This is a genomic window from Pseudomonas sp. DCB_BI, from assembly GCF_026240995.1.
GTDB lineage: Bacteria > Pseudomonadota > Gammaproteobacteria > Pseudomonadales > Pseudomonadaceae > Aquipseudomonas.
The window spans coordinates 77,407-99,451 of record NZ_JAPFCG010000002.1 but is presented as its reverse complement, the minus strand read 5'-3'; the positions used below and the strand labels follow the sequence as shown (position 1 = coordinate 99,451).

The 22,045-nt window shown below is 62.6% G+C and carries 18 protein-coding genes; 4 read left to right on the top strand and 14 right to left on the bottom strand.

Translation table 11 applies throughout. From position 1 onward, the window contains the following. The first annotated feature begins 66 nt into the window (after positions 1–66). Complete coding sequence (locus OO258_RS02785) at positions 67–480, top strand: NUDIX hydrolase (protein ID WP_266028787.1); 414 nt, start codon at positions 67–69, stop codon at positions 478–480. Here OO258_RS02785 and metR read toward each other — a convergent pair. Beyond that, complete coding sequence (gene metR, locus OO258_RS02780; RefSeq protein WP_110742758.1) at positions 464–1,381, bottom strand: transcriptional regulator MetR; 918 nt, start codon at positions 1,379–1,381, stop codon at positions 464–466. The two genes, OO258_RS02785 and metR, sit on opposite strands and share 17 nt — an antisense overlap. Before the next feature lie 196 nt (positions 1,382–1,577). Between metR and OO258_RS02775 the strand changes: the two genes are divergently transcribed. Continuing rightward, positions 1,578–2,573 carry an alpha/beta fold hydrolase gene (locus OO258_RS02775; protein ID WP_266028786.1) on the top strand — a complete coding sequence of 332 codons (996 nt, stop codon included), beginning with the start codon at positions 1,578–1,580 and terminating at the stop codon, positions 2,571–2,573. Between the two features lie 18 nt (positions 2,574–2,591). Here OO258_RS02775 and OO258_RS02770 read toward each other — a convergent pair whose 3' ends face one another. The 7 genes from OO258_RS02770 to OO258_RS02740 form a co-directional block, all read right to left on the bottom strand. Continuing rightward, the gene (locus tag OO258_RS02770) at positions 2,592–2,927 is read right to left on the bottom strand and encodes a GlpM family protein (RefSeq protein WP_110742762.1); all 336 of its coding nucleotides are present in this window, start codon (positions 2,925–2,927) and stop codon (positions 2,592–2,594) included. Positions 2,928–2,952: 25 nt separating this feature from the next. Continuing rightward, positions 2,953–4,281, bottom strand: coding sequence for a sigma-54-dependent transcriptional regulator (locus OO258_RS02765; protein ID WP_266028785.1), 1,329 nt, complete (start codon positions 4,279–4,281; stop codon positions 2,953–2,955). Continuing rightward, complete coding sequence (locus tag OO258_RS02760; protein ID WP_266028784.1) at positions 4,278–6,182, bottom strand: sensor histidine kinase; 1,905 nt, start codon at positions 6,180–6,182, stop codon at positions 4,278–4,280. Before OO258_RS02760 ends, OO258_RS02765 begins: the two co-directional genes overlap by 4 nt. 72 nt (positions 6,183–6,254) lie before the next feature. Continuing rightward, positions 6,255–6,989: an amino acid ABC transporter ATP-binding protein gene (locus OO258_RS02755; RefSeq protein ID WP_266028783.1), complete on the bottom strand. Its 735-nt coding sequence runs from the start codon at positions 6,987–6,989 to the stop codon at positions 6,255–6,257. Then, entirely contained in the window at positions 6,986–7,657 is a 672-nt protein-coding gene (locus OO258_RS02750; protein WP_266028782.1) for an amino acid ABC transporter permease, read from the bottom strand. Before OO258_RS02750 ends, OO258_RS02755 begins: the two co-directional genes overlap by 4 nt. Then, the gene (locus OO258_RS02745) at positions 7,658–8,404 is read right to left on the bottom strand and encodes an amino acid ABC transporter permease (RefSeq protein ID WP_110742772.1); all 747 of its coding nucleotides are present in this window, start codon (positions 8,402–8,404) and stop codon (positions 7,658–7,660) included. 146 nt (positions 8,405–8,550) lie between these two features. Next, entirely contained in the window at positions 8,551–9,468 is a 918-nt protein-coding gene (locus OO258_RS02740) for a glutamate/aspartate ABC transporter substrate-binding protein (RefSeq protein WP_110742774.1), read from the bottom strand. A gap of 331 nt (positions 9,469–9,799) precedes the next feature. Between OO258_RS02740 and OO258_RS02735 the strand changes: the two genes are divergently transcribed. Beyond that, a complete protein-coding gene (locus OO258_RS02735; RefSeq protein WP_266028781.1) occupies positions 9,800–14,122 on the top strand; it encodes an NEL-type E3 ubiquitin ligase domain-containing protein in 4,323 nt (1,440 codons plus the stop codon). Positions 14,123–14,149: 27 nt separating this feature from the next. Here OO258_RS02735 and glpD read toward each other — a convergent pair whose 3' ends face one another. The 4 genes from glpD to OO258_RS02715 all read right to left on the bottom strand — a co-directional run bounded on the left by glpD (position 14,150) and on the right by OO258_RS02715 (position 19,162). Further along, entirely contained in the window at positions 14,150–15,688 is a 1,539-nt protein-coding gene (gene glpD, locus OO258_RS02730) for a glycerol-3-phosphate dehydrogenase (protein WP_266028780.1), read from the bottom strand. 174 nt (positions 15,689–15,862) lie between these two features. Further along, complete coding sequence (gene glpR, locus OO258_RS02725) at positions 15,863–16,618, bottom strand: DNA-binding transcriptional repressor GlpR (protein WP_266028779.1); 756 nt, start codon at positions 16,616–16,618, stop codon at positions 15,863–15,865. 141 nt (positions 16,619–16,759) lie between these two features. After that, on the bottom strand, positions 16,760–18,259 hold the full coding sequence (gene glpK / locus OO258_RS02720) for a glycerol kinase GlpK (protein ID WP_266028778.1): 1,500 nt from the start codon (positions 18,257–18,259) through the stop codon (positions 16,760–16,762). 51 nt (positions 18,260–18,310) lie between these two features. After that, positions 18,311–19,162, bottom strand: coding sequence for an MIP/aquaporin family protein (locus OO258_RS02715; protein ID WP_266028777.1), 852 nt, complete (start codon positions 19,160–19,162; stop codon positions 18,311–18,313). Between the two features lie 304 nt (positions 19,163–19,466). Between OO258_RS02715 and ybaK the strand changes: the two genes are divergently transcribed. After that, a complete protein-coding gene (ybaK, locus tag OO258_RS02710; protein ID WP_266028776.1) occupies positions 19,467–19,937 on the top strand; it encodes a Cys-tRNA(Pro) deacylase in 471 nt (156 codons plus the stop codon). A 38-nt stretch (positions 19,938–19,975) separates the two neighbouring features. On the opposite strand, the gene OO258_RS02705 is transcribed toward ybaK, so the two are convergent. Together OO258_RS02705 and argF are read right to left on the bottom strand one after the other, a co-directional pair. Further along, on the bottom strand, positions 19,976–21,085 hold the full coding sequence (locus OO258_RS02705; RefSeq protein ID WP_266028775.1) for an ABC transporter ATP-binding protein: 1,110 nt from the start codon (positions 21,083–21,085) through the stop codon (positions 19,976–19,978). Continuing rightward, a complete protein-coding gene (gene argF, locus OO258_RS02700) occupies positions 21,082–22,002 on the bottom strand; it encodes an ornithine carbamoyltransferase (RefSeq protein ID WP_266028774.1) in 921 nt (306 codons plus the stop codon). Before argF ends, OO258_RS02705 begins: the two co-directional genes overlap by 4 nt. Positions 22,003–22,045: the final 43 nt, after the last annotated feature.

Here is a 22,045-nt window from a genome sequence, read left to right as displayed (position 1 = left end):
AGCGGTCTTGTCAGGGCAGTGACCCCATGGGATCCTCCCCAGCCAATTTTTCACCGAGCCCAGCCCATGGCTAACACCATCCGCATCGCCGCCGCCCTGCTGATCGACCCGCAGGGCCGCACCCTGCTGGTACGCAAACGGGGCACCGAAGCCTTCATGCAGCCCGGCGGCAAGATCGATGCCGGCGAAACACCGGTCCAGGCACTTGTGCGCGAACTGCACGAGGAACTGGGCTTGCACATCGACCCGGCCCAGGCAGTGCACCTAGGCCAGTTCAGCGCCCCGGCCGCCAACGAACCGGGCTTCGAGGTACAAGCTGAACTGTTTCGTGTCGACAGCGCGGCTGCGGTCGTCCCGGCTGCGGAGATCGAAGAGGTGGTATGGCTGGCTGCCGACCAGGCGCCAGCGATGCAGCTGGCACCGCTGACCCGTGACCTTATTCTGCCGCTGTATCGCCAGGCAGTCAGCGTACCGCGCTGACGCCGTCCAGGGTGGCGAACGAGGTGTCTTTGGCGGTCAGCAGGAAGTCGCGCATGTACGGCGCATCGAGCATGTCGGTGCGCACGGCAGCATAAAGCGTGGCGAACAGCCCTTTCTCCCCCAGGCGCTTGCCCTTCACATAGCCACGCGAGCTGTACTCGTGCAGCGCCCAGTGCGGCATGCCGCATACGCCCCGGCCGCTGGCCACCAGTTGCATCATCATTACCGTCAGTTCCGACGTGCGCACGGCGGCCGGCTCGATGTCGGCCGGCTCCAGGAACCGGGTGAAGATATCCAGGCGGTCACGCTCCACCGGGTAGGTGATCAGCGTCTGGTCAAGCAGGTCCTGCGGCACCACGTAGGGCTTGCTGGCCAACGGGTGCTGGTTGGCGACCGCCAGCATCGCCTCGTAAGTGAACAGCGGGACATAAGTGATGCCAGCCAGGTCCAGCGGGTCGGAAGTCACCACCAGGTCCAGGTCGCCGCGGGCCAGTGCCGGCAGCGGGGCAAAGGCAAAGCCGGAAGCCAGGTCCAGCTCTACTTCTGGCCAGGCATCGCGGAACTGGTCGATGGTCGGCATCAGCCATTGGAAGCAACTGTGGCATTCGATGGCCATGTGCAGGCGCCCGGCAGTGCCGCCGGCCAGGCGCGCAATGTCGCGCTCGGCGCCGCGCAGCAGCGGCAGGGTGGCATCGGCCAGTTGCAGCAGGCGCAGCCCGGCGCTGGTAAAGCGGATCGGCTTGGTCTTGCGCACGAACAGCGGCAGGCCCAGGCGCTCTTCCAGCTCCTTGAACTGGTGCGACAGCGCCGACTGGGTCAGGTGCAGGCGCTCGGCGGCCTCCACCAGGCTGTCGGCCTCGCGCAGGGCATGAAGGGTTTTCAGGTGGCGGATCTCCAGCACGGCTGACTCCGGGGCTCAAATATGAGTAAACAGGGGATGAGTTGAGTTTCCCTCATGTTGGCGCTGCTGTCGACTGGACTATCGGCCGCACCGTCTGGCGGCAGTCATGAAAATGTCACCGAACTGTGGCAGCGCGCCCGAACAGAATTCATCAGACTCGCGTTCTACTGGGGATCTGCATTCTGGTGTTTCTTTCATGCGGGCTTTTTGGCTTTTTCTGTTCTTCCTGTTGAGTGTGCCGGCAAGTTTTGCCGAACAGCGCTGTGACGCCCATGTGCCGGTGCAGCGTGCCGAACTCGGTGCCGTCAGCCTCGTGTACCAGAGCGTCGGCGCGCCGCGCGACCCGGCCTTGCTGCTGGTGATGGGCCTGGGCGGGCAGCTTATCCATTGGCCGGACGATGTGGTCGAAGCGTTGTGCCAGCAAGGTTTTCGAGTGATCCTCTATGACAACCGCGATGTCGGCCTGTCGCGCTGGAACCAGATGCCGCCGTCGGCCAACCTCACGGTCGAGCTGCTGCGCTACAAGCTGGGCTTGCCCGTGGCAGCACCCTATACCCTGACCGACATGGCCGATGATGGCTTGCGCCTGATGGATGCATTGGGTGTGCGCCAGTTTCATGTGCTGGGCGTGAGCATGGGCGGCATGATTGCCCAGCACCTGGCGGCGATGGCGCCCGAGCGCGTGCGCAGCCTGACACTGGTCATGTCCAGCTCAGGGGCGGCGGGGTTGCCGGCTCCCGACCCGGCGCTGGTGCAGTTGCTGGCCCGGCGCAGCGCGCCGAACCGTGAGGTGGCTATCGAGCAACAGGCTGACCTGCTGGCGGCATTGGGCAGCCCCGAGGTGCGGGACGACCGCGCAGTGTTGTTGCAACAGGCGGCGGTGGCATACGACCGCGCATTCAATCCGGACGGGGCCAAGCGCCAGATCATGGCGATACTGGCCGAGCCAAGCCGCGTTGCGTTGCTCAATCAACTGCGGGTACCGACCCTGGTGGTGCACGGTACGGCCGACCCGTTGTTGCCGGTGATGCATGGCGTGCACCTGGCGGCGCATATCCAGGGCAGCCAGCTGCGCCTGATCCCGGGGCTGGCGCACCGCTTCCAGGAACCGTTCAAGGCGCCGTTGCTGGGGGCCGTGTTGCCTTATTTGCAGGCGCACAGGCAAGAGGTCACGCACATCGCAGGGCTCTGAAGCCCGCGGCGATTTCGCTCAGTGCATCCGTACCCACACAGTCACCAGCACGGTCGCTGCCATCAGCCACGCCACCGTGGCCAGCGCCAGCGACGCCTCGAGGCGCATGCGGTCGACCAGCACATACAGGGTCGCCAGGTACACGAAGTACGGAATGATCGACCACATGCCAAACAGGATGGTGGTCTTCAGGTCGGCGATGCTGCGCCCCTTGCCGACGATGTAGTGGGCGATCAGGGCGAAGGTGGGGAACAGCGGTACCAGCCCGGCGATGTAATAGTTGCGTGTCTTCGACAGCACTGCCAGCAGCACGACTACGCCAGCGCCAAGGGCGGCTTTGAATACCAGGTCCACGTTGTCTTTCCAGTTGGGGTTGAGGTCAGCCGAGGCCGTATTTTTTCACTTTGTCGAACAGCGTGGTCTTGGCCATGCCCAGCTCCTGGCTGGCCTGGCTCAGGTTGCCGCCGGTGCGTTGCAGGGCATCGCTGAGCAGGTTGCGCTCAAACGCTTCTACCGCTTCGGCAAAGCCCAGACCCTGGCTGGCGCTTCCGCTGGGGCCTTTCTTGAAGGCTGGCAGGCCGAGGGCATGGCGCTCGGCGACGTTGCGCAATTCACGCACGTTGCCTGGCCAGTCATGGGCCATCAGGCGTGAAAGGGTCTGGCTGTCCAGCGTCGGTGTTTCGCGGTCGAAGCGCAGGGCCGACTGCTGCAGGAAATGTTCGAACAGTTGCAGGATATCTTCGCGGCGCTCGCGCAGTGGCGGCAGCTCCAGGGTTACCACGTTCAGCCGGTAATACAGGTCGCTGCGGAACTGGCCGCTCTGGCCCATGCTGTCGAGGTCGGCTTTGGTCGCGGCGATGACCCGGCAGTCCACCGGGATGCTCTGGTTCGAGCCCAGGCGCTCCAGGGTGCGCTCCTGTAGCACGCGCAGCAGCTTGATCTGCAGGTTGATCGGCATGCTTTCCACTTCATCGAGGAACAGCGTGCCGCCATTGGCATGTTCGATCTTGCCGATGCGGCGCTTGCCGGCACCGGTGAAGGCATTGGCTTCGTGGCCGAAAATCTCGCTCTCGAACAGGTTTTCCGGCAGGCCACCGCAGTTCAGCGCCACGAATGGCTGCCCATGGCGGCGGCTGAAGTCGTGCAGGCAGCGGGCGACCAGTTCCTTGCCGGTGCCGGTCTCGCCTTCAATCAGTACGTTGGCCGAGGTGTCGGCGACGTTGGCGATCAGTTCGCGCAGGTGCTCCATGGCTGGCGAGCGGCCAATGATGCGCCCCTCCAGGCTGCTCTGTTCGGCGAGCTGACGGCGCAGGGCAAGCACCTCGCGTGACAGCCCGCGTTGTTCCAGAGCGCGGCGCACCACGTCGACCAGGCGCTCGGGGGAAAACGGCTTTTCCATGAAGTCGTAGGCGCCGTTGCGCATGGCGCCGACCGCCATGTCGATATCACCGTGGCCGGTAATCAGTACCACCGGCAGGCTCCGGTCGCGGGCCTTGAGGCGGTTCAGCAGCTCCAGCCCATCGATGCCCGGCAGGCGGATATCGCTCACGACAATCCCGGCGAAATCGTCGCCGATGCGCTCCAGTGCCTGTTCGGCGCTGCCCACGCCTTCGCAGGCGATGTCTTCCAGGGCCAACGCCTGTTGGCAGCCGAGCAGCACATGCGGGTCGTCTTCGACGATCAGGACAGTAAGAGGCGCTTGGTTCATGGTTGCTCTGCCGATTCGGTAGGGGGAGAAACCAGCGGCAGGGCCAGGACGAAGGCCGTGCCGCCAGTGGCGGGGTGCTCGACGTTGAGGCTGCCCTTGGCGGCGGCAGCGAGGCTCGCCGACAAGGTCAGGCCCAGGCCCAGGCCGTGTTCGCCCGGTTTGGTGGTGAAGAAAGGTTCGAACAAGTGCTTGCGTGCCTCGGCGTCGATACCGTGGCCATTGTCGCGTACTTGCAGGCGGTACTTGTCACCCTGCAATTCGCCCTCGAGCCACAGCTCGGGCAGCGGTTGCGCGGCCATGGCGTCGAGGGCGTTGCCGATCAGGTTGACCAGAATCTGCTCCAGGCGGGTCTGGTCGATCGCCAGTTGCTGGTCGTCGAACTGCGGGTGCAACTGCAAATGGCAGGCGCTGATGCGGTTGGCCAGTACCTGCAACGTGGCTTCTACCGCCTTGGCCAGCGACGCCTGACCGCTGTCGTCGCCGCGTCGGGCGAACGAGCGCAGGCTGGCGGTAATGCGGCCCATGCGGTCGATCAGGTCGTTCATCGTGCGCAGGTTGGTGCTGGCGGTTTCCAGTGCCCCGCGCTCGAGGAAGCGCACGGTATTGCCTGACAAGGTGCGCAGCGCGGCCAGAGGCTGGTTCAGCTCATGGGCAATGCTGGTGGACATCTGCCCGATAGCGGCCAGTTTGCCGGCCTGTACCAGTTCATCCTGGGCGTGGCGCAGGGTTTGCTCGGCATGCCGGCGCTCGCGAATCTGGCCTTTCAGGCGTTCGTTGCTGGCGCGCAGGTCAGCGGTGCGTTCGGTAATCCGCCGCTCCAGCTGGCTGTTGGCTTCTTCCAGCGCCTCGCGTGCCGCCAGCCGGGTGGCGATGACCTTGCGCCGCTCGTTCCAGGCGATGCCGAGGATAGCCAGCAGGGCGAAAGCCACCCCCACCAGAATGCCTTGCACCATGGACTCGCGGCGCAAATCCTGCAGCGGGGTCAGCAGGGTGAAGTGCCACGGTGTATCGGCCAGCCGCCGCGTCTGTGCCAGGTAGGCAACTTCATGGGGTTTGCCCTGGGCCGTTTCGCTGTTGGCCGGGAAGGTCAGTTTTTCCACGCCATCGGCCAGGGTTTCGCGGCCCAGAGGCTGCAGCTCGTTCAGTGGCCACCAGTAGTATTGCAGGCTGCGCGCCAGGCGCTCCTTGATTTGCGGGGTCAACGGGCGCACCGACTTCAGGCGCCGGGCCGGGTCGCTGGAAAGAATGATGATGCCATTCTCGTCACTGACGAACGCCTCCAGGCGCGCACGCTGCCAGCGCTCTTCAAGCGTGTCCAGGCGCACCTTGATCACTGCCACGCCAATGATCTTGCCGTGTTCTTCCAGGCCATGGGCAAGGTAGTAGCCGGCTTCGCCAGTGGTGCTGCCAATGCCGTAGAAACGCCCGGGTTCACCGCGCACGGCCGTCTGGAAGTACGCGCGGAACGACAGGTCCTCACCCAGGAACGAATCGGCATCGCGCCAGTTGCTGGTGGCCTGGACCCGGCCATTGGTATCGAGGACGAAGATGGCCCGGCTGCGGCTGCGCCGGTTCAGGCCCTCAAGGTATTCGTTGACCGTCTGGCGCGAGCCGCCGTCCGGGTCGGTAAGCAGGTGCGAGACGCTGTCTTCCAGCTCTAGCAGGCTCGGCAGGTAGGTGTACTTGCTGATCTCGCTTTCCACCGTGCGCGCGTGCAGCTCCAGCTGGCGTTCGCCGTTTTCGCTGAGCGTGCGGATGCCATTGTTTTCGCTGATCAGGTAGCCAGCCACCCCAAGACCGACCATCAGCAGGATGACCAGTGGTGGCAATAGCAATTGGCGGAGCAGGCGGGATTTCACGGCAGGCTTGGCAGGGAGAAGAAGCGAAGGGTCGCATTTCATCACAGTGGCCTTGTCACGACCAGCGCCTGCTGCCCGAAGGGCAGCGGCGCCGACCGATCCAGTGATGCAAAATCAGTGTTGCAGGATCTTGCTAAGGAAGTGCTGGGTACGTTCGTGGCGGGCGCTCGGTTCGCCGAAGAACGCTTCCTTCTGGCAGTCCTCGATGATATTGCCCTTGTCCATGAAGATCACGCGGTTGGCCACTTTGCGGGCGAAGCCCATTTCGTGGGTCACGCACATCATGGTCATGCCTTCATGGGCCAGTTCGACCATCACGTCGAGTACTTCGTTGACCATTTCCGGGTCCAGCGCCGAGGTTGGTTCGTCGAACAGCATGACGATTGGGTCCATCGACAGGGCCCGGGCGATAGCCACGCGCTGCTGCTGGCCGCCTGACAACTGGCCAGGATGCTTCTTGGCGTGGGCGCTTAGGCCGACGCGGTCGAGCAGGGCCAGGCCCTTCTTGGTCGCTTCCGCCTCGCTGCGGCCCAGCACCTTGCGCTGGGCGATGGTCAGGTTTTCGGTGATCGTCAGGTGTGGAAACAGCTCGAAGTGCTGAAACACCATGCCGACCCGCGAGCGCAGCTTGGGCAGGTTGGTCTTCGGGTCGGCGATCGAGGTGCCATCAACCACGATGTCACCCTTCTGGAACGGCTCCAGCGCGTTGACGCATTTGATCAAGGTGGATTTGCCCGAGCCCGACGGACCGCAGACCACTACCACCTCACCCTTCTTCACTTCGGTGGTGCAGTCGGTGAGCACCTGGAAGTCGCCGTACCACTTGTTGACGTTCTTGATGGAAATCATACGGTGATCCTTTTTTGCAGGCGCTTGACCAGCCACGAAGCGGAGAAGCTGATGATGAAGTACACGACACCGGCGAAGATCAGGAACTCATGGGAGCGCCCGATGATGTCGCCGTTGGAGCGTGCCGAGTTGAGGAAGTCCACCAGGCCCACTGTGTACACCAGCGAGGTGTCCTGGAACAGGATGATGCTCTGCTGCAGCAGCAGCGGGGTCATCTTGCGGAAGGCCTGGGGCAGGATGATCAGGCGCATGGTCTGGCCGTAGGTCATGCCCAGGGCTTGTGCGGCGCCCATCTGGCCCTTGGAGATCGACTGCACGCCCGCGCGGACGATTTCGCAGAAGTAGGCGGCCTCGAACATCATGAACGCCACCACGCACGAGGTGAAGGCACCCACCGGGGTGTCCTCGCCGGTGATCCAGCGCAGCACGAACGGCACCGCCAGGTAGAACCAGGTGATGACCAGTAGCAGCGGGATCGAGCGGAAGTAGTTGACGTAGGCACCGGCCACGCGCGACAGCAGCTTGTTCGATGACAGGCGCATCAGGGCCAGGAGGGTGCCCAGCACGATACCGCCTACCACGCCCATGACCATCAGTTGCAGGGTCATGAGCATGCCTTCCCACAGCGCCGGCAGGGCAGGGATGATTTCGCTGAAGTCCATTTCCATTTACTTGCCCCCCACGGAGATCAGGCCAGGCACGGCGACTTTCTTCTCGACCATGCGCATCAGCAGCATCAGGCCCATGTTCAGGGTGAAGTAGATCAGCGTGGCCAGGGTGAAGGCCTCGAACAGGTTCGCGGAGAACTCGGCGGTCTGCTTGGTCTGGGCCAGCAGTTCCATCAAGCCGATCAGCGACGCTACCGAAGAGTTCTTGAACACGTTCAGGAATTCCGAAGTGAGCGGCGGAATGATGATCCGGTAGGCTTGCGGCAGCAGCACGTTGGTGTAGATCTGCGGCAGGCTGAAGCCCATGGCCCGGGCGGCGGCTTCCTGGCCGCGTGGCAGGGCCTGGATGCCGGTGCGCACCTGCTCGCACACGCGGGCGGCGGTGAACAGGCCCAGGCAGATGACCACGCTGATCAGTGCCGAGGTGGTCGGGTTGAGGTCCTGCTTGAACCATTCCTGCAGCCCTTCGGGCAGCAGGTCCGGCACCAGGAAGTACCAGATGAACAGCTGCACCAGCAGCGGCACGTTGCGGAACAGCTCCACGTAGGCGGTGGCGATACCCGATACCAGACGGTTGGGCACGGTACGCATGACGCCCAGCACCGACCCCAGCAGCAAGGCAATGATCCAGGCGGAAATGGCGATGGCGATCGTCCAGCCCAGACCGGTGACGTACCAGTCCAGATAGGTCTCGCTGCCGACGCCGGTGGACTTGAAGAACACGCCCCAGTCCCAGTTGTAATTCATCGGGATTTCCCCTCAGACGGTTGTTTCACGGGCACCTTCGAGCATCCGGGGGCGCTGGGCGCCCTCGGATGAAAGGGTAGACACTAATGCGTGGCCTGTCGGTTGAATCGTGTGCGGATGCGCACCAGGCCACTATTAACCGGGGATCAGGACTTCTTCTCGTCCGCCGCCTTGTCGGTCGGCTCGGCGATCAGTTTCTTCAGCTCGTCGCTCATCGGGAACTGGAGGTTCAGGCCCTTTGGTGGAATCGGCTGCTGGAACCACTTGTCGTAGCTCTTGTTGACTTCGCCCGACTTGAAGTAACCGACGATGGCGTCATCGACCGCTTTCTTGAAGGCCGCGTCATCCTTGCGCACCATGCAGCCGTAGATTTCGTACGACTGAGGGGTACCGGTGATGACCCAGTCCGCCGGCTTGCGGGCCTTGGCCATTTCGCCGGCGAGCAGGGCGTCGTCCATCATGAAGGCCACGGCGCGGCCGCTTTCGAGCATGTTGAACGCTTCACCGTGGTCCTTGGCGGAAATCACGTTCATCTTCATCTGCTTGTCGGCGTTCATCGCCTTGAGCAGGCGCTCGGAGGTGGTACCAGCGGTGGTCACCACGTTCTTGCCGGCCAGGTCCGGGAAGTCCTTGTAAGCAGGCTGACCGTCCTTGACCTTGGTCAGCAGGCGGGTACCGACTTCAAAGATACCGACCGAGAAGCCAACTTGCTGCTGGCGCTCGACGTTGTTGGTGGTGGAGCCGCACTCCAGGTCGACGGTGCCGTTCTGCACCAGCGGGATGCGGGTCTGGGAGGTGACGAGGTTGTACTTGACCTTGATGTCGGTGCCCAGTTGCTTCTTCAGGGCATCGACGACAGCCAGCTGGATGTCATGCGAATAACCCACGGGCTCGGGCTTGCCGGCCAGGTAGGAAAACGGGATGGAGGAGTCGCGGTGGCCCAGAGTGATGGTGCCCGAATCCTTGATCTTCTTCAGGGTGCCGGTCAGTTCTTCGGCCATGGCCGGCGAAGCGATCACAGCGGCCGCGATGGCGGCGCCCAGCAATTGACGAACGATACGCATCAAATTTTCCTCGACGTGTTTGTTTTTTTTATGGAGCCGTTGGCGGACTCTTTCGTTCAACGAATACAACAAGAAGCGGGTGCATTCGGCTACCAAGTGTAGAGCATGACTCGTGCCAAGCCCTGCTGTCGACCTTAAACCCCCTGTATTGCTCGCACTTGACAGTCTCGAGCGCTCACTGGGGTTCGCTATACCGAATAAATATCGTCTGCGCGTTCGGTTATCCGAACGTGCGCAGGCACACCTCCAGGCACCGGCTGCGGTAACTATGCAGTGCGTGGCAAGGGCCCAGACGTAGTGTGCTCTTCTCTTTGCCTGGAGAATTTCACAGATGCCCCCGCCCCGGTCCCCGAGCGATTCCATCGATAGCCTGATCGCCCAAAACCTGCCTGGATGGTTAGTCGACCACGCCCAGCCGGAACGGCTCGATGCGCTGCGTAACGCCCTGCGCCGCCAGGCGAACTGCAATGCTCGGCTTGGCCCGATCCTCCAGGCCATCCCTTCCTTGCAGGCCTACGCCGCACAGCTGCTCAAGACGAAGCTGCGCAAGAGCGGCTTCAGCAAGCCGGACGTGACTGGCTGGAAGGTGAGGGTGTCGCAGCGGCTGTTGCTGCCCAGCGCTTCGCCTGCCCTGCTGCGGCCCACCTATGTTCGCCGCTCCAGGCGCTCATTGCTGGAGGCGGCGCTGCATAACTACCATCGCAAGGAAACACGGCCCGGTCTGATGCTCAAAGGTGAACTGGTCGATGGCAACGGCAAGCGCCTGTCGATGAGCTTTCAAGCATTCGCCTCTGCGTGTCGCGAGGTCGACGCCGGCGGCAAGTACCAGGCGTTGCTCAAGCATCATTTACAGCCCGAAGATGGCCCGCAGGATGCGCCAGGTGAGGCTGTTTCCCGCCTGCACCGGCTGTTGGAGGCGAGTTTCAAGGCCAATTTCGAGGTGGCGATGCGGATCGCTGCGTTCAAACAGGAAATTGACGAGCGCACGTATTTTTTCCTGTTGCCACAGGTCGCCGAAAAGCCGGTGGTGCCCGCGCTGGTCGGCAGTGTAGTTCCCCGACAGTTGTACCTCTTGGGCCGCCCAGTTCAAGGCGTGCTGGCGCTGGAACTGGGCTCTTCAGCTGATGGCCCAGTGGAGTCGGTGGTGCTCTGGATCCCCAATGACCCTCGTCAGCCCGTCTCCCGTCATGCCAGCTGGGATGCACTCGACAAGTACCTTGGAAAGCGCTTCCGGGAGCCGGCATATCGTCGCTTTTTCGCACGCTTCATTAGCGAGCGTGAGCGGATCAATTTCTATCGGGTGTTGAACGAACGGGTCGCACAGGCACAGGCCGCCGACGTGGAACTTGACGCCCGTTCCGCACCGGTCACTGACACGCCGTTTGTACTGCTGCGCCGGCAATACCTCGCCAAGATCAGGGATGACGCCAAAGTGCTCGCCGTGCCCACCGATGTCGAAGATGACGAAGACCGCGAAGCGCGCATGCAGGGCTACAAAGAGCTGGGTATGAATTTGCTGAACGTGGCGGGGGCCTTCGTGCCGGTGCTTGGCGAAGTGCTGCTGGTGGCAAACGCGGTTCAGATTGCTGGCGAAGTTTACGAAGGGTACGAAGATTGGCGCATCGGTGATCGCGAAGGGGCGATGAACCACCTTTTCAATGTTGCCGAAAACGTCGTGGTCGGTGGGATGATCGCTGCTGGCAGCAAGATTGCCGTGCGCGCCCTTGAGCGTCTGGCCTTCGTGGATGACTTGGCACCCGTGTGCAACTCCGCCGGCAAGGTCAAGCTCATGGCCACGGATCTGCCGGGTTACGACGCGCAGCCTGTGCGGGGCGTCGGCGCTCAGGAATGGTTATGGCACCTCGATGAGGGATGCTATCGGGTGAAGGAGGATCCGCAGGATGGTCGCTCCAGGATCCAGCACCCTGGTCGTCCCAGTGCCTACCGGCCGGTGATCGAGCAGAATGGCGCCGGCGGCTGGCGCCATGAACTCGAAGCGCCCCAATACTGGGAGGGGCGGGCCAACCTGGTACGCCGGCTGAGTACCCCTCTGGCAGAAATACCGGAAGAGGCATGCGACTACCTGCTCCAGGTTACAGGGCTGAGTGAAGCGCAAATTCGCCGGTTGCACGTCGAACACATGGGCGCACCGGCACGGTTGCTCGATGCCCTGGAGCTCTATCAGGCGCATGAATTACATCCAGACTTCAGCGCGCCGCAGCTGGCGCAGTACGTTGCTGCCAGGCAAGTGCAGCCCAATGGCATCGAGCGGATGGTGCAGCGCGCTTTCCCGGGCCTGTCGGCTCGTTGTACGCGTGAGCTGCTTCAGCAATGCAGCGGTGCGCAGCTCGACACGCTCAGTAGCGCCCAGCGGATCCCTTTGGCATTGGCCGAGCGCGCACGCTGGTCACTGCGCGAAAGCCGCCTGGACAGGGCCTGTGCGGGTTTGTATCTGCCGCGTTGCGTCAACCCCGACACCGAACGCCTGGCTTTGGGCTTGCTGAAGCGTCAGCTGAACTGGCCGGACGCCATGCGCATCGAACTGCGCGAAGGGAGCCCGAGTGGAAGATATCTGGTTGGCGTCGGCGCCGAGACTGCGCACGATGTACGGTACATCGTGCGCCACAGCGACGGCTACCGCGCTGCCGGTCAAGGCACATCCGGCCCTTATCTGGCGGCACTGTTGGCTGCCCTGGACGAGGCGCAGACAGCCGATCTCGGCAATGCTGCTGCCAGCCCAGGCACCTTGGGCTCGTTGCTGATCGAGGCCGCTGCCGGTGATCGCACCCAAGCGGCTGAGCTGTGTGGCATGCGCCGACTGGGCGTTGGCCTGCGACCGCCGACCCGTTTCGGAGATGGGCGTATCGGTTATGCCTTGAGTGGGCGAGGTGAGGGCAGTCGGCGTGCCTTGGGGCGTGGTATTCACCAAGTGTTCCCGACCATGACGGACGGGCAGCTGCAGGCCTATCTGCTCGATCTGATGGAGCGAAGAGTAGGGCTGTGGGAGCACTACCGCCAGCTGACGGGGCAGTTGGCGCGCCTGCGGCAGAGCCTGCGCCAGTGGCGCAGGGATGCCAGTAACCCGCTCGACGCGCTACGCCGCCGTCGGGTCGCAACCGCCGTACGGCGAAGCTGGCGGCGCAAGATAACTGACGAGGCTGGGGACTACGCGCTGATTATCACTGGCGAACGGGTCGGTAGCCTGCCGGCTTTGCCGGAGGGGGTGAGCTTTGATCATGTAAGACGGCTGATCCTCAGTGACCTCGGCCTTGGTGAAATCGATGGCGACTTCCTTCGGCGCTTCCCCAACCTGGTTGAGCTCGACCTGTCCGGCAATCGGCTGACGGCGATCCCTTACGGCATTGAGCAGATGCCGCGCCTGCGGCAGCTGAACCTGCGGGGTAACGGGGTGATCATGGACGAGGGCGGTGAACTGCGTCTTGCCGGGATGAGCTCCCTGCGGTACCTGGACCTCAGCCACAATCCGCTGGGAAGGGCGCCGGTGCTGACCCGCCTCGGCAACTTGCGTGAGGTCAACTTGCGCTCTGCCGGCCTCCAAGCGTTGCCTGAGCGGATTTCCTTTCGTGCTCATGTGGACGTGCGTAACAACAACATCCGCACACTGCGTCGGGAGTTGCAGCAGCTGCGCTTGCAGATGCAGCAGTTGTCCTTGCACGACAATCCTCTTGGTGAAGCTGACGGGGTGCTGCTTGATGAGGCCCGAGGGGTGACCCCGGGGCAGTGGGGGTCGGCGTCCGCGCGCCATAGGGCAATCGACAGTGACCTGTTCAATACCTGGGCCAACAGTACAGCTGGTGCTGAGCGTGATCACCAGCAAGCCGTATGGACAGCGCTGCTTGAAGAACCTCGATCAGATGGATTGTTTCGCTTCCTGGCAGACTTCGTCCACGGCGAGGATTTTGAACAGCATCCCGGGCATTACCGCAGCCGTATCTGGCGGATTCTGGAAACGTGCGAACAGCACGAGCAGTTACGTCAACAACTGTTTCTCGAGGCATCTGGCCCACGCAGCTGTGAAGACCGTCTGCTGATACTGCTGGAGCAGATGGAGCTTGGTGTGCTGGTGCTGCGGGCTGTCGAGGATGCCCACGGCAGCAGGATGGAGACACGCTTGGTAAGCCTGGGCCGTGGCTTGTATCGATTGGACGAGGTCGACCGCCTGGCTACGCTGCACGTACAACGCATGCATGTGGAGCAGGCGCCCCATATCGATGAGATCGAGGTCAGGCTTTTCTACCGGCAGCGCCTTGCGCATCCGCTGGGCTTGCCTCTCGAGATCGACGAAATGCATTTTCCGGGTTTTGCCAACGTCACCACCACTGATCTGCTGCGTGCCCAGGACACGGTATTGCAGAACGAGTCAGCGGAGGCCCTGATTGCTTCGTTGGCACAGCGGCCTTTCTGGGAGCGATACGCGCGGGAGTTTCATGCTCAGCGATTTGAAGAACTGGTGCAACCCCTGCATCAGCGCATGGAAGCCGTCCAGGCTCAGGTCGATGAGCAAGTGATCAACGAAAGCGAGTTTCTACAGCGCTGTGAAGCACTGAGGACTGATTACGATCGCAGCGAACGCGCCTTGTTGGCGCGTTTGGCGCGTGAAGCCTATGACCGCTGGGCGAGTACGCCCCCTTGATGAACCAAGAGGGCTTCACCCTCACCGTCAGGCTGCGCGGCTATCGGCGCGCAGCTTGTGGACTTGTTGCAGGTACGCTTCCAGGGCCATCTGCTCTTGTGCGTTCAGCGACAGGCCCAGCTTGGTGCGACGCCAGAGGATGTCAGCGGCTTGCTCAGCCCATTCCTCCTCCAGCAGATAGTCCACCTCGCGGGTGAACAACCCAGCCCCGAGCGGTTGTCCGAGGTCCTCGGGCCCGTGAACGCCATCGAGCAGCCGCCACACACGGCTGCCGTAGGTGAGTACCCAGCGCCTGGCTATGTCAACGGGCAACCAGCCGAAACGTGCCAGCACGGCATCGACCAGCGCCTGTACCGTTGTCATGCCCTCTGCACCGGGCAGTGGCGCAGTGGCAGTCCAGGCGCCGCGCATCTGGGTAAAGAAGGGCTTGAGCTCAGCCATGGCCGATTCGGCCAGCTTGCGGTAGGTGGTGAGCTTGCCGCCGAATACTGACAGTAGCGGTGCCTGGCCTGTCTCTGCGGAAAGGGCGAGTGTGTAGTCCCGAGTGACCGCCGAAGGGTTGTCTGACTCATCGTTGCACAACGGACGAACGCCGGAGTAGGTATGCAGGATGTCGCCATGGCTCAGTTGATGGTTGAAGTGCTCGTTGACCACTTTCAACAGGTAATCTGTTTCCTGCCCGGTAATGGCGACTGCTGCCGGGTCGCCGCTGTATTCCCGGTCAGTGGTGCCGATCAGGGTGAAGCGGTCCAGGTACGGGATGCAGAAGACGATGCGCTGGTCTTCATTCTGCAGAATGTAGGCATGTTCGCCTTCATACAGGCGCGGCACGATGATGTGGCTGCCCTGGATCAGACGGATACCATAAGGGGCATCGAGCTTGAGGTCGTCCTTGATGAAGCTGGCCACCCAGGGGCCTGCTGCGTTCACCAGCGCACGGGCCTGGATCGTCTGAAGGCTTCCATCGGCGTGCTGCAGTTCAACCTGCCACAAGCCATCTACCCGTTCGGCGCGCAAGCAGCGGGTGCGGGTGTGAATCTGGGCGCCTAGCTCACGGGCTGCCATGGCGTTGAGTACTACCAGGCGGGCGTCGTCGACCGCACAGTCGGCATATTCGAAGCCACGGGTGATCGCCGGCTTGAGCGGATAGCCCGGGCCGAAACGCAGGCTGCGCGAAGCGCCCAGGCGCTTGCGCTTGCCCAGGTGGTCATACAGGAACAGACCGGCGCGGATCATCCAGGCCGGGCGCAGGTGCGGGCGATGGGGCAGCACAAAGCGCATGGGCTTGACGATGTGCGGAGCCTTGGCCAGCAGCACTTCACGCTCGGCCAGTGCCTCACGTACCAAGCGGAACTCATAGTGTTCAAGGTAGCGCAGGCCACCGTGGATCAGCTTGCTGCTGGCCGACGAGGTGTGCTGGGCCAAATCGTCCTTTTCGCAGAGGAATACCTTAAGGCCGCGACCCGCAGCGTCGGCAGCGATGCCCACGCCATTGATGCCTCCGCCGATCACGGCGAGGTCATAGCAGTTGGCGAGTGGTGGCTGGGACGAAACGGGCTGGGACACGGGCAAGGCCTCCTGAGGCTGTTCACATCGAATATGAACATTGATGTTCGTTTCCGAAAATATTAGCGCAAGAGAAATCCTGTCGCCAGTCAGTCTTCATAGAAAATACTGATCGGATGGCAATGAAATGAACATTTACGAAAACGGCGGGCCGCCAGCCGGCCCGCTAGCGGTTCACACCACTTCGAGGCGAATCTTGTTGTCGTTGAGCAGTTGGGTAAGTGCCGTCGTGGGCGCCTGGTCGGTCACCAGGCAATCGACAAGGTTGATGGACCCCAGCCGAACCATGGCGTTGCGCCCGAACTTGCTGGAGTCGGCGGCCAGAATCACCTGCCGGGCATTGGCGATGATCGCCTGCGATACGCGAACTTCCTGGTAATCGAAATCAAGCAGGCTGCCATCTTCATCGATACCGCTGATGCCAACCAGGGCGAAATCGACCTTGAACTGGTTGATGAAATCGACACTGGCCTGGCCTACCACGCCGCCATCGCGACGCACCGTGCCACCGGCTACCAGCACTTCGAAATCATCCTTGGCGGCAAGGATCGAAGCCACATGCAAGTTGTTGGTGATGACCTTCAGGTGGCTATGGTTGAGCAATGCCCGGGCAATCGATTCGGTGGTCGTGCCGATGTTGATGAACACCGATGCATGGTCGGGAATCTGCCGGGCCACGGCTTCGGCGATACGTTGTTTTTCGTCGCGCATCTGGTCGGCGCGCATGGCGTAGGCGGTGTTCTCGATACTTGAATCGTAAGCTGCGCCACCGTGGTAGCGGCGCAGCAGATTGAGCTCGGCCAGCTGATTGATGTCACGGCGGATGGTTTGCGGCGTCACGACGAACAGCTGCGCCATTTCTTCGATACTGACGTAACCGCGCTCGCGCACCAGTTCGAGGATTTGTTGTTGGCGTGGGGGCAGATTCATGGGCGGTCCTTTGGGGCTGCCGGACAAATTCTGCAATGATGCCGTAGGAAGGGGACTACGGCCAGTGGACGAACGCCATGGCCTTGCGCGGTCACTGTAGGATCGCCACACAAGGCCGCACCCACAGTGACCGCAGTGCGATCAAACCTCGTGATCTTCCCAGTCACGGGTACGTTCCACGGCTTTCCGCCAGCCGGCATACAGTTTCTCTTTCTGCGGCTCATCAAGCTGCGGACTGAACTCGCGCTCGATGATCGCCTTGTCGCGCAACTCATCCAGGCCGCTCCAGAAGCCACAGGCCAGGCCCGCGAGGTAAGCGGCGCCCAGCGCTGTGGTTTCGCGCATTTTTGGCCGCTCAACGCAGGTGCCGAGGATGTCCGCCTGGAACTGCATGAGGAAGTTGTTGGCCACCGCACCGCCATCCACGCGTAGCTCGGACAGGCGCTGGCCGCAGTCCTGCTGCATGGCGTCAAGTACATCGCGGGTCTGGTAGGCAATCGATTCCAGCGCAGCACGAATGATGTGGTCCACCTTTACCCCACGGGTCAGGCCGAACAACGCGCCACGGGCATACGGGTCCCAGTACGGCGCACCCAAGCCGGTGAAGGCTGGCACCAGGTACACCCCGTTGCTGTCCTTGACCTTGCTGGCGAAGTACTCGGTGTCGAGGGCGTCGTTGACGATCTTCAGTTCGTCGCGCAGCCATTGCACGGTGGAGCCACCGTTGAACACCGCGCCTTCCAGTGCATAGGCGACTTCCCCACGGGGACCACAGGCGATGGTGGTGAGCAGACCATGGGACGATGTCACCGCCTGGCTGCCGGTGTTCATCAACAGGAAGCAACCCGTGCCATAGGTATTCTTGGCCTGGCCCGGTTCCACGCACATCTGCCCGAACAGCGCCGACTGCTGGTCGCCGGCGATACCGGCGATGGCAATGCCGCTCTTGGTGTGGCCGTACACTTCCGAGGAAGGGCGCACCTCGGGCAGCATCTGGCGCGGGATACCAAGGATTTCCAGCAGCTTGTCATCCCACTGCAGGCTGTGAATGTTGAACATCAAGGTGCGGGAGGCGTTGGTGTAGTCGGTAACGTGCACCTTGCCACCGGAGAACTTCCAGATCAGCCAGGTATCGATGGTGCCGAACAGCAGCTCGCCGCGCTCGGCGCGCTCACGGGCGCCCTCGACATTGTCGAGGATCCACTTCAGCTTGGTGCCGGAGAAGTAGGGGTCGGTGACCAGGCCGGTGGTTTCGCGAATGTAGTCTTCATGGCCGTCACGCTTGAGCTGGGCACAGATCTCGGTGCTGCGGCGGCATTGCCAGACGATGGCGTTGTACACCGGGCGCCCGGTTTCCCTGTCCCACACCACGGTGGTCTCACGCTGGTTGGTGATGCCCAGCGCGGCCACCTGGGCGTGGCTGATGCCCGCCTGGGCCAAGGCCTCGACCATGGTCGCGCTTTGCGTGGCGAAGATCTCCATCGGGTCATGCTCGACCCAACCCGCCTGCGGGTAGTGCTGGGCGAACTCGCGCTGGGAGGTACCTACCACATTGGCGTCGCGATCGAAGATGATCGCCCGCGAACTGGTGGTGCCCTGGTCCAGGGCGATGATGTAGTTCTTATCCTGGGTGTCTGTCATGGTCGTAGGCCTTGCAAGAATTTGGGGTCAGGGCTGGGCGTGTTGCCGGCATCAATTGACTTGAGTATCGCCCTGGCGATTGTCATTTGTCTCAGGGTTCGCGGCGGGCACCACAGGCAGGTTGCGGGCAATCAGGCCGCGATAGGTCGCGGCACCCAGGCAAGCGCCAAGGATCGGTGCGAACACCGGAACCAGGAAATAAGGAATGTCCCGTCCGCCAGTGAAGGCGATTTCGCCCCAGCCGGCCAGGAAGGTCATGAGTTTTGGCCCGAAGTCGCGGGCGGGGTTCATCGCGAAGCCGGTCAGAGGGCCCATGGCACTGCCGATCACGGCGATCAGCAGGCCGATCAGCAGGGGCGCCATCGCGCCGCGTGGCAGGCCGTTGTTGTCGTCGGTCAGGGCCATGATCACTGCCATCAGGATGGCAGTGATGACCACTTCGACCAGGAATGCCTGGCCAGTGGACAGCGACGGGTGCGGGTAGGTGGAGAACACCGAGGCCAGTTCCAGGCTGGCTTCGCTACCGCGCAACATGGCGTGGGCTTGTTCGAAATCGAAGAACAAGTTGCTGTACAGGGTGTAGACCAGTGCCGCGCCACAGAATGCGCCGCAGACCTGGGCCAGCATGTAGAAGGGCAGCTTGCGCTTGTCGAAACCGCCGAACAGGGTGAGGGCGATGCTCACGGCCGGGTTCAGGTGCGCGCCAGAGATGCCGGCGCTGAGGTAGATGGCCATGCTGACGCCCACGCCCCAGATGATACTGATTTCCCAAAGACCGAAGCTGGCGCCTGCGACCTTGAGCGCGGCGACGCAGCCGGTACCGAAAAAGATCAGCAAGGCGGTGCCGAGGAACTCGGCCAGGCATTGGCTGGACAGGGTGGGTTGGCGTTGAGCAGTCGTCATGTATGACCTCGTTGTTTTTGTTGTGAGGCGCGTGGCGCTCGACAGCAAAGCCCGGGGTCGATCCCCATTGACCCCCGGGCGGATGTTGGAAATGCACCTTAAAAGGGCACCATTTATTCAGAAACGAAAAAATATAGACAAGAAACGCTGATGTCAAAGGTCGAAAGTGAACGACCAGTCACGAACTGGTCGCTAAAATCCGCCACGAACCCTCGTCCTAGAGGCGCGCGATTGCGGTGCGCTGGCTGGGATGTGGGAATTGTCCTAAAGTAGCCGCCGAGCCGTCCCAGACCGGAGCCCCTGCATGACCCCCGCCCTAGACCTGCTGAAGAAGCATCGCGCCGAGCACCGTGTGCACAGTTATGAACATGACCCGAAGTCGGCGTCCTATGGTCTGGAGGCGGCGGAGAAGCTCGGGCTCGACCCGCAGCAGGTATTCAAGACCTTGCTTGCGAGCAGCGAGAAGGGTGAGTTGCTCGTGGCCGTGGTGCCGGTGGTAGGTACCCTGGACCTCAAGGCCTTGGCTCAGGCGGCTGGGGTGAAGAAGTGCGAGATGGCCGACCCGGCGGCGGCACAGCGCGCTACCGGCTACCTGGTAGGTGGAATCAGCCCGCTGGGGCAGAAGAAGCGCCTGCGTACTTTCATCGATGACTCGGCGCAGCAGTTCGCAACCATCCATGTCAGTGCTGGACGGCGTGGGCTGGAAGTGGAGTTGGCGGCCGTTGTGCTGGCCGAGCATACCCAAGGCAAGTTTGCCGGTATTGGCAGGGGCTGAGCGTGTTGGGGCCGCAAAACGGCCCCTGGGATGCAGAATCAGGTCGCCGAACTGTACCGACGAACCCCGTTCTCCTGTCGCGTCAACTGCGCTGCAACGCTACCTGGCACCGGGAACAGCACCAGGTGGTCGGCCTTTACCGCAATCCCTACATCGTCGCCGAGCTGATGGTCGTTATGGCTGGGGAAAATGGCTTCCAGCTGGCTGCCGGTCGGCAGCTGCAGGCGGTACAGGGTCGAAGCCCCCAGGAAACTCTTGCCCACAACGTTCGCCCGTAACGGGCTGTCTGCTGCATGCACGATGTCGTCAGGGCGCAGCAGCACATCCACCGAGCTGCCTGGCGCCATGATGTAGGCCCGGTTGCCGCGCAGCTCACCCAGTTCGGTGTTGACCGCTTCATGGCTGCTCATCTGGCCACGGATGAAGTACCCCTGGCCAATGAAGCTGGCCACGAACGGCGTTTGCGGCTCATGGTAGAGGTTGTAGGGGGTATCCCATTGCTCCAGGCGGCCTTCCTTGAACACCCCGACCTGATCGCTGACGGCGAACGCTTCTTCCTGGTCATGGGTGACCAGAATGGCGCTGGTGCCACGGCTTTTGAGGATGTCACGCACTTCATGGCTCAAGCGTCGGCGCAGTTCCACGTCGAGGTTCGAGAACGGCTCGTCGAGCAGCAGCAGCTGCGGCTCTGGTGCCAGCGCCCGGGCCAGGGCGACGCGCTGCTGCTGGCCACCAGACAGCTCGTGCGGGTAACGCCCGCCGAGGCCACCCAGTTTTACCAGTTCGAGCATTTCTTCGATGACTGCGGCCTGGCGTGGGTGCTTGGCAATGCCGAAGGCAATGTTCTGCGCCACGGTCAGGTGCGGGAACAGCGCGTAGTCCTGGAACACCATGCCGATGCGGCGCTTTTCCGGGGCCAGGGTGAAGCCTGCGCGGGAAATCACTTCGCCGGCTAGCTGGATCTCGCCGTCGTGCACCGGCTCGAAGCCGGCAATCGCACGCAGGGTGGTGGTCTTGCCACAACCGGATGAGCCCAGCAGGCAACCGATGTCGCCTGCGTTCAGGTGCAGGTTGAGGTTCTGGACGATGCGCTGGTCGCCGTAGCCGCAGGCCAGGTTGCGCAGGTTGAGCAGTAGGGGTTGACTCATGCGTGGTGGTAAGCCGGTTCTACAAGGAATTCGAGAAGCGCCTTCTGTGCATGCAGGCGGTTTTCAGCCTCGTCCCAGGCGACCGAACGTGGGTCGTCGAGCAGGTCCTGGCTGATTTCCTCGCCACGGTGGGCGGGCAGGCAGTGCATGAAGAGGACATCGGGTGCCGCCAGGTCGAGCAGTTCGCGGGTGACCTGGTAAGGCGCGAAGTGCGCCAGGCGCCGTGCAGTTTCCTCCTCCTGCCCCATGGAAGTCCAGACATCGGTGACGACAAGGTGTGCGTCACGCACGGCTGCCTTGGCATCTCGGATGATCTGCACGCGGTCACCGCCCAGCGCCATGAAGCGCTGATCCGGCTCGTAGCCTTCGGGGCAGGCGATGCGCAGCTGGAAATCGAACTGCCTGGCGGCCTCGATATAGGAGTTGCACATGTTGAAGCCATCGCCGATCCAGGTCACGGTCTTGCCCTGGATCGAGCCGCGGTGCTCGAGGAAGGTCTGCATGTCGGCCAGCAACTGGCACGGGTGCGACTCGTCGGACAGGCCGTTGATGACCGGCACGCGCGATTTGGCGGCGAACTCGGTCAGGGTGCTGTGGGCGTGGGTCCGAATCATCACCACATCGAGCATGCTCGACAGCACGATGGCGCTGTCACCGATTGGCTCGCCTCGGCCCAGTTGGGTGTCGCGCGGGGACAGGAAGATGGCCTGGCCGCCGAGCTGGATCATCCCGGCCTCGAACGACACACGGGTACGGGTCGAGGACTTTTCGAAAATCATGCCCAGCACGCGGTTTTTCAGGGGTTCGAACAGCACGCCTCGCTTGCGCAGGTCCTTCAGCTCGATGCCGCGGCGGATCACCCCGAGCAATTCGTCGGTGGTGAAGTCCAGCAGGGAGAGAAAGTGCCTAGCGCTCATGATTGACTACCTTATCTGCAACTGTATGCAGGTCGACCGTATG

Excerpts from the sequence above, each read along its gene's own strand:
- OO258_RS02785 (WP_266028787.1), top strand. The coding sequence starts at position 67 with ATGGCTAACACCATCCGCATCGCCGCCGCCCTGCTGATCGACCCGCAG.
- OO258_RS02775 (WP_266028786.1), top strand. The coding sequence starts at position 1,578 with ATGCGGGCTTTTTGGCTTTTTCTGTTCTTCCTGTTGAGTGTGCCGGCA.
- OO258_RS02765 (WP_266028785.1), bottom strand. The coding sequence starts at position 4,281 with ATGAACCAAGCGCCTCTTACTGTCCTGATCGTCGAAGACGACCCGCAT.
- OO258_RS02760 (WP_266028784.1), bottom strand. The coding sequence starts at position 6,182 with ATGAAATGCGACCCTTCGCTTCTTCTCCCTGCCAAGCCTGCCGTGAAA.
- OO258_RS02755 (WP_266028783.1), bottom strand. The coding sequence starts at position 6,989 with ATGATTTCCATCAAGAACGTCAACAAGTGGTACGGCGACTTCCAGGTG.
- OO258_RS02750 (WP_266028782.1), bottom strand. The coding sequence starts at position 7,657 with ATGGAAATGGACTTCAGCGAAATCATCCCTGCCCTGCCGGCGCTGTGG.
- OO258_RS02745 (WP_110742772.1), bottom strand. The coding sequence starts at position 8,404 with ATGAATTACAACTGGGACTGGGGCGTGTTCTTCAAGTCCACCGGCGTC.
- OO258_RS02740 (WP_110742774.1), bottom strand. The coding sequence starts at position 9,468 with ATGCGTATCGTTCGTCAATTGCTGGGCGCCGCCATCGCGGCCGCTGTG.
- OO258_RS02735 (WP_266028781.1), top strand. The coding sequence starts at position 9,800 with ATGCCCCCGCCCCGGTCCCCGAGCGATTCCATCGATAGCCTGATCGCC.
- glpR (WP_266028779.1), bottom strand. The coding sequence starts at position 16,618 with ATGAATCTGCCCCCACGCCAACAACAAATCCTCGAACTGGTGCGCGAG.
- glpK (WP_266028778.1), bottom strand. The coding sequence starts at position 18,259 with ATGACAGACACCCAGGATAAGAACTACATCATCGCCCTGGACCAGGGC.
- OO258_RS02715 (WP_266028777.1), bottom strand. The coding sequence starts at position 19,162 with ATGACGACTGCTCAACGCCAACCCACCCTGTCCAGCCAATGCCTGGCC.
- ybaK (WP_266028776.1), top strand. The coding sequence starts at position 19,467 with ATGACCCCCGCCCTAGACCTGCTGAAGAAGCATCGCGCCGAGCACCGT.
- OO258_RS02705 (WP_266028775.1), bottom strand. The coding sequence starts at position 21,085 with ATGAGTCAACCCCTACTGCTCAACCTGCGCAACCTGGCCTGCGGCTAC.
- argF (WP_266028774.1), bottom strand. The coding sequence starts at position 22,002 with ATGAGCGCTAGGCACTTTCTCTCCCTGCTGGACTTCACCACCGACGAA.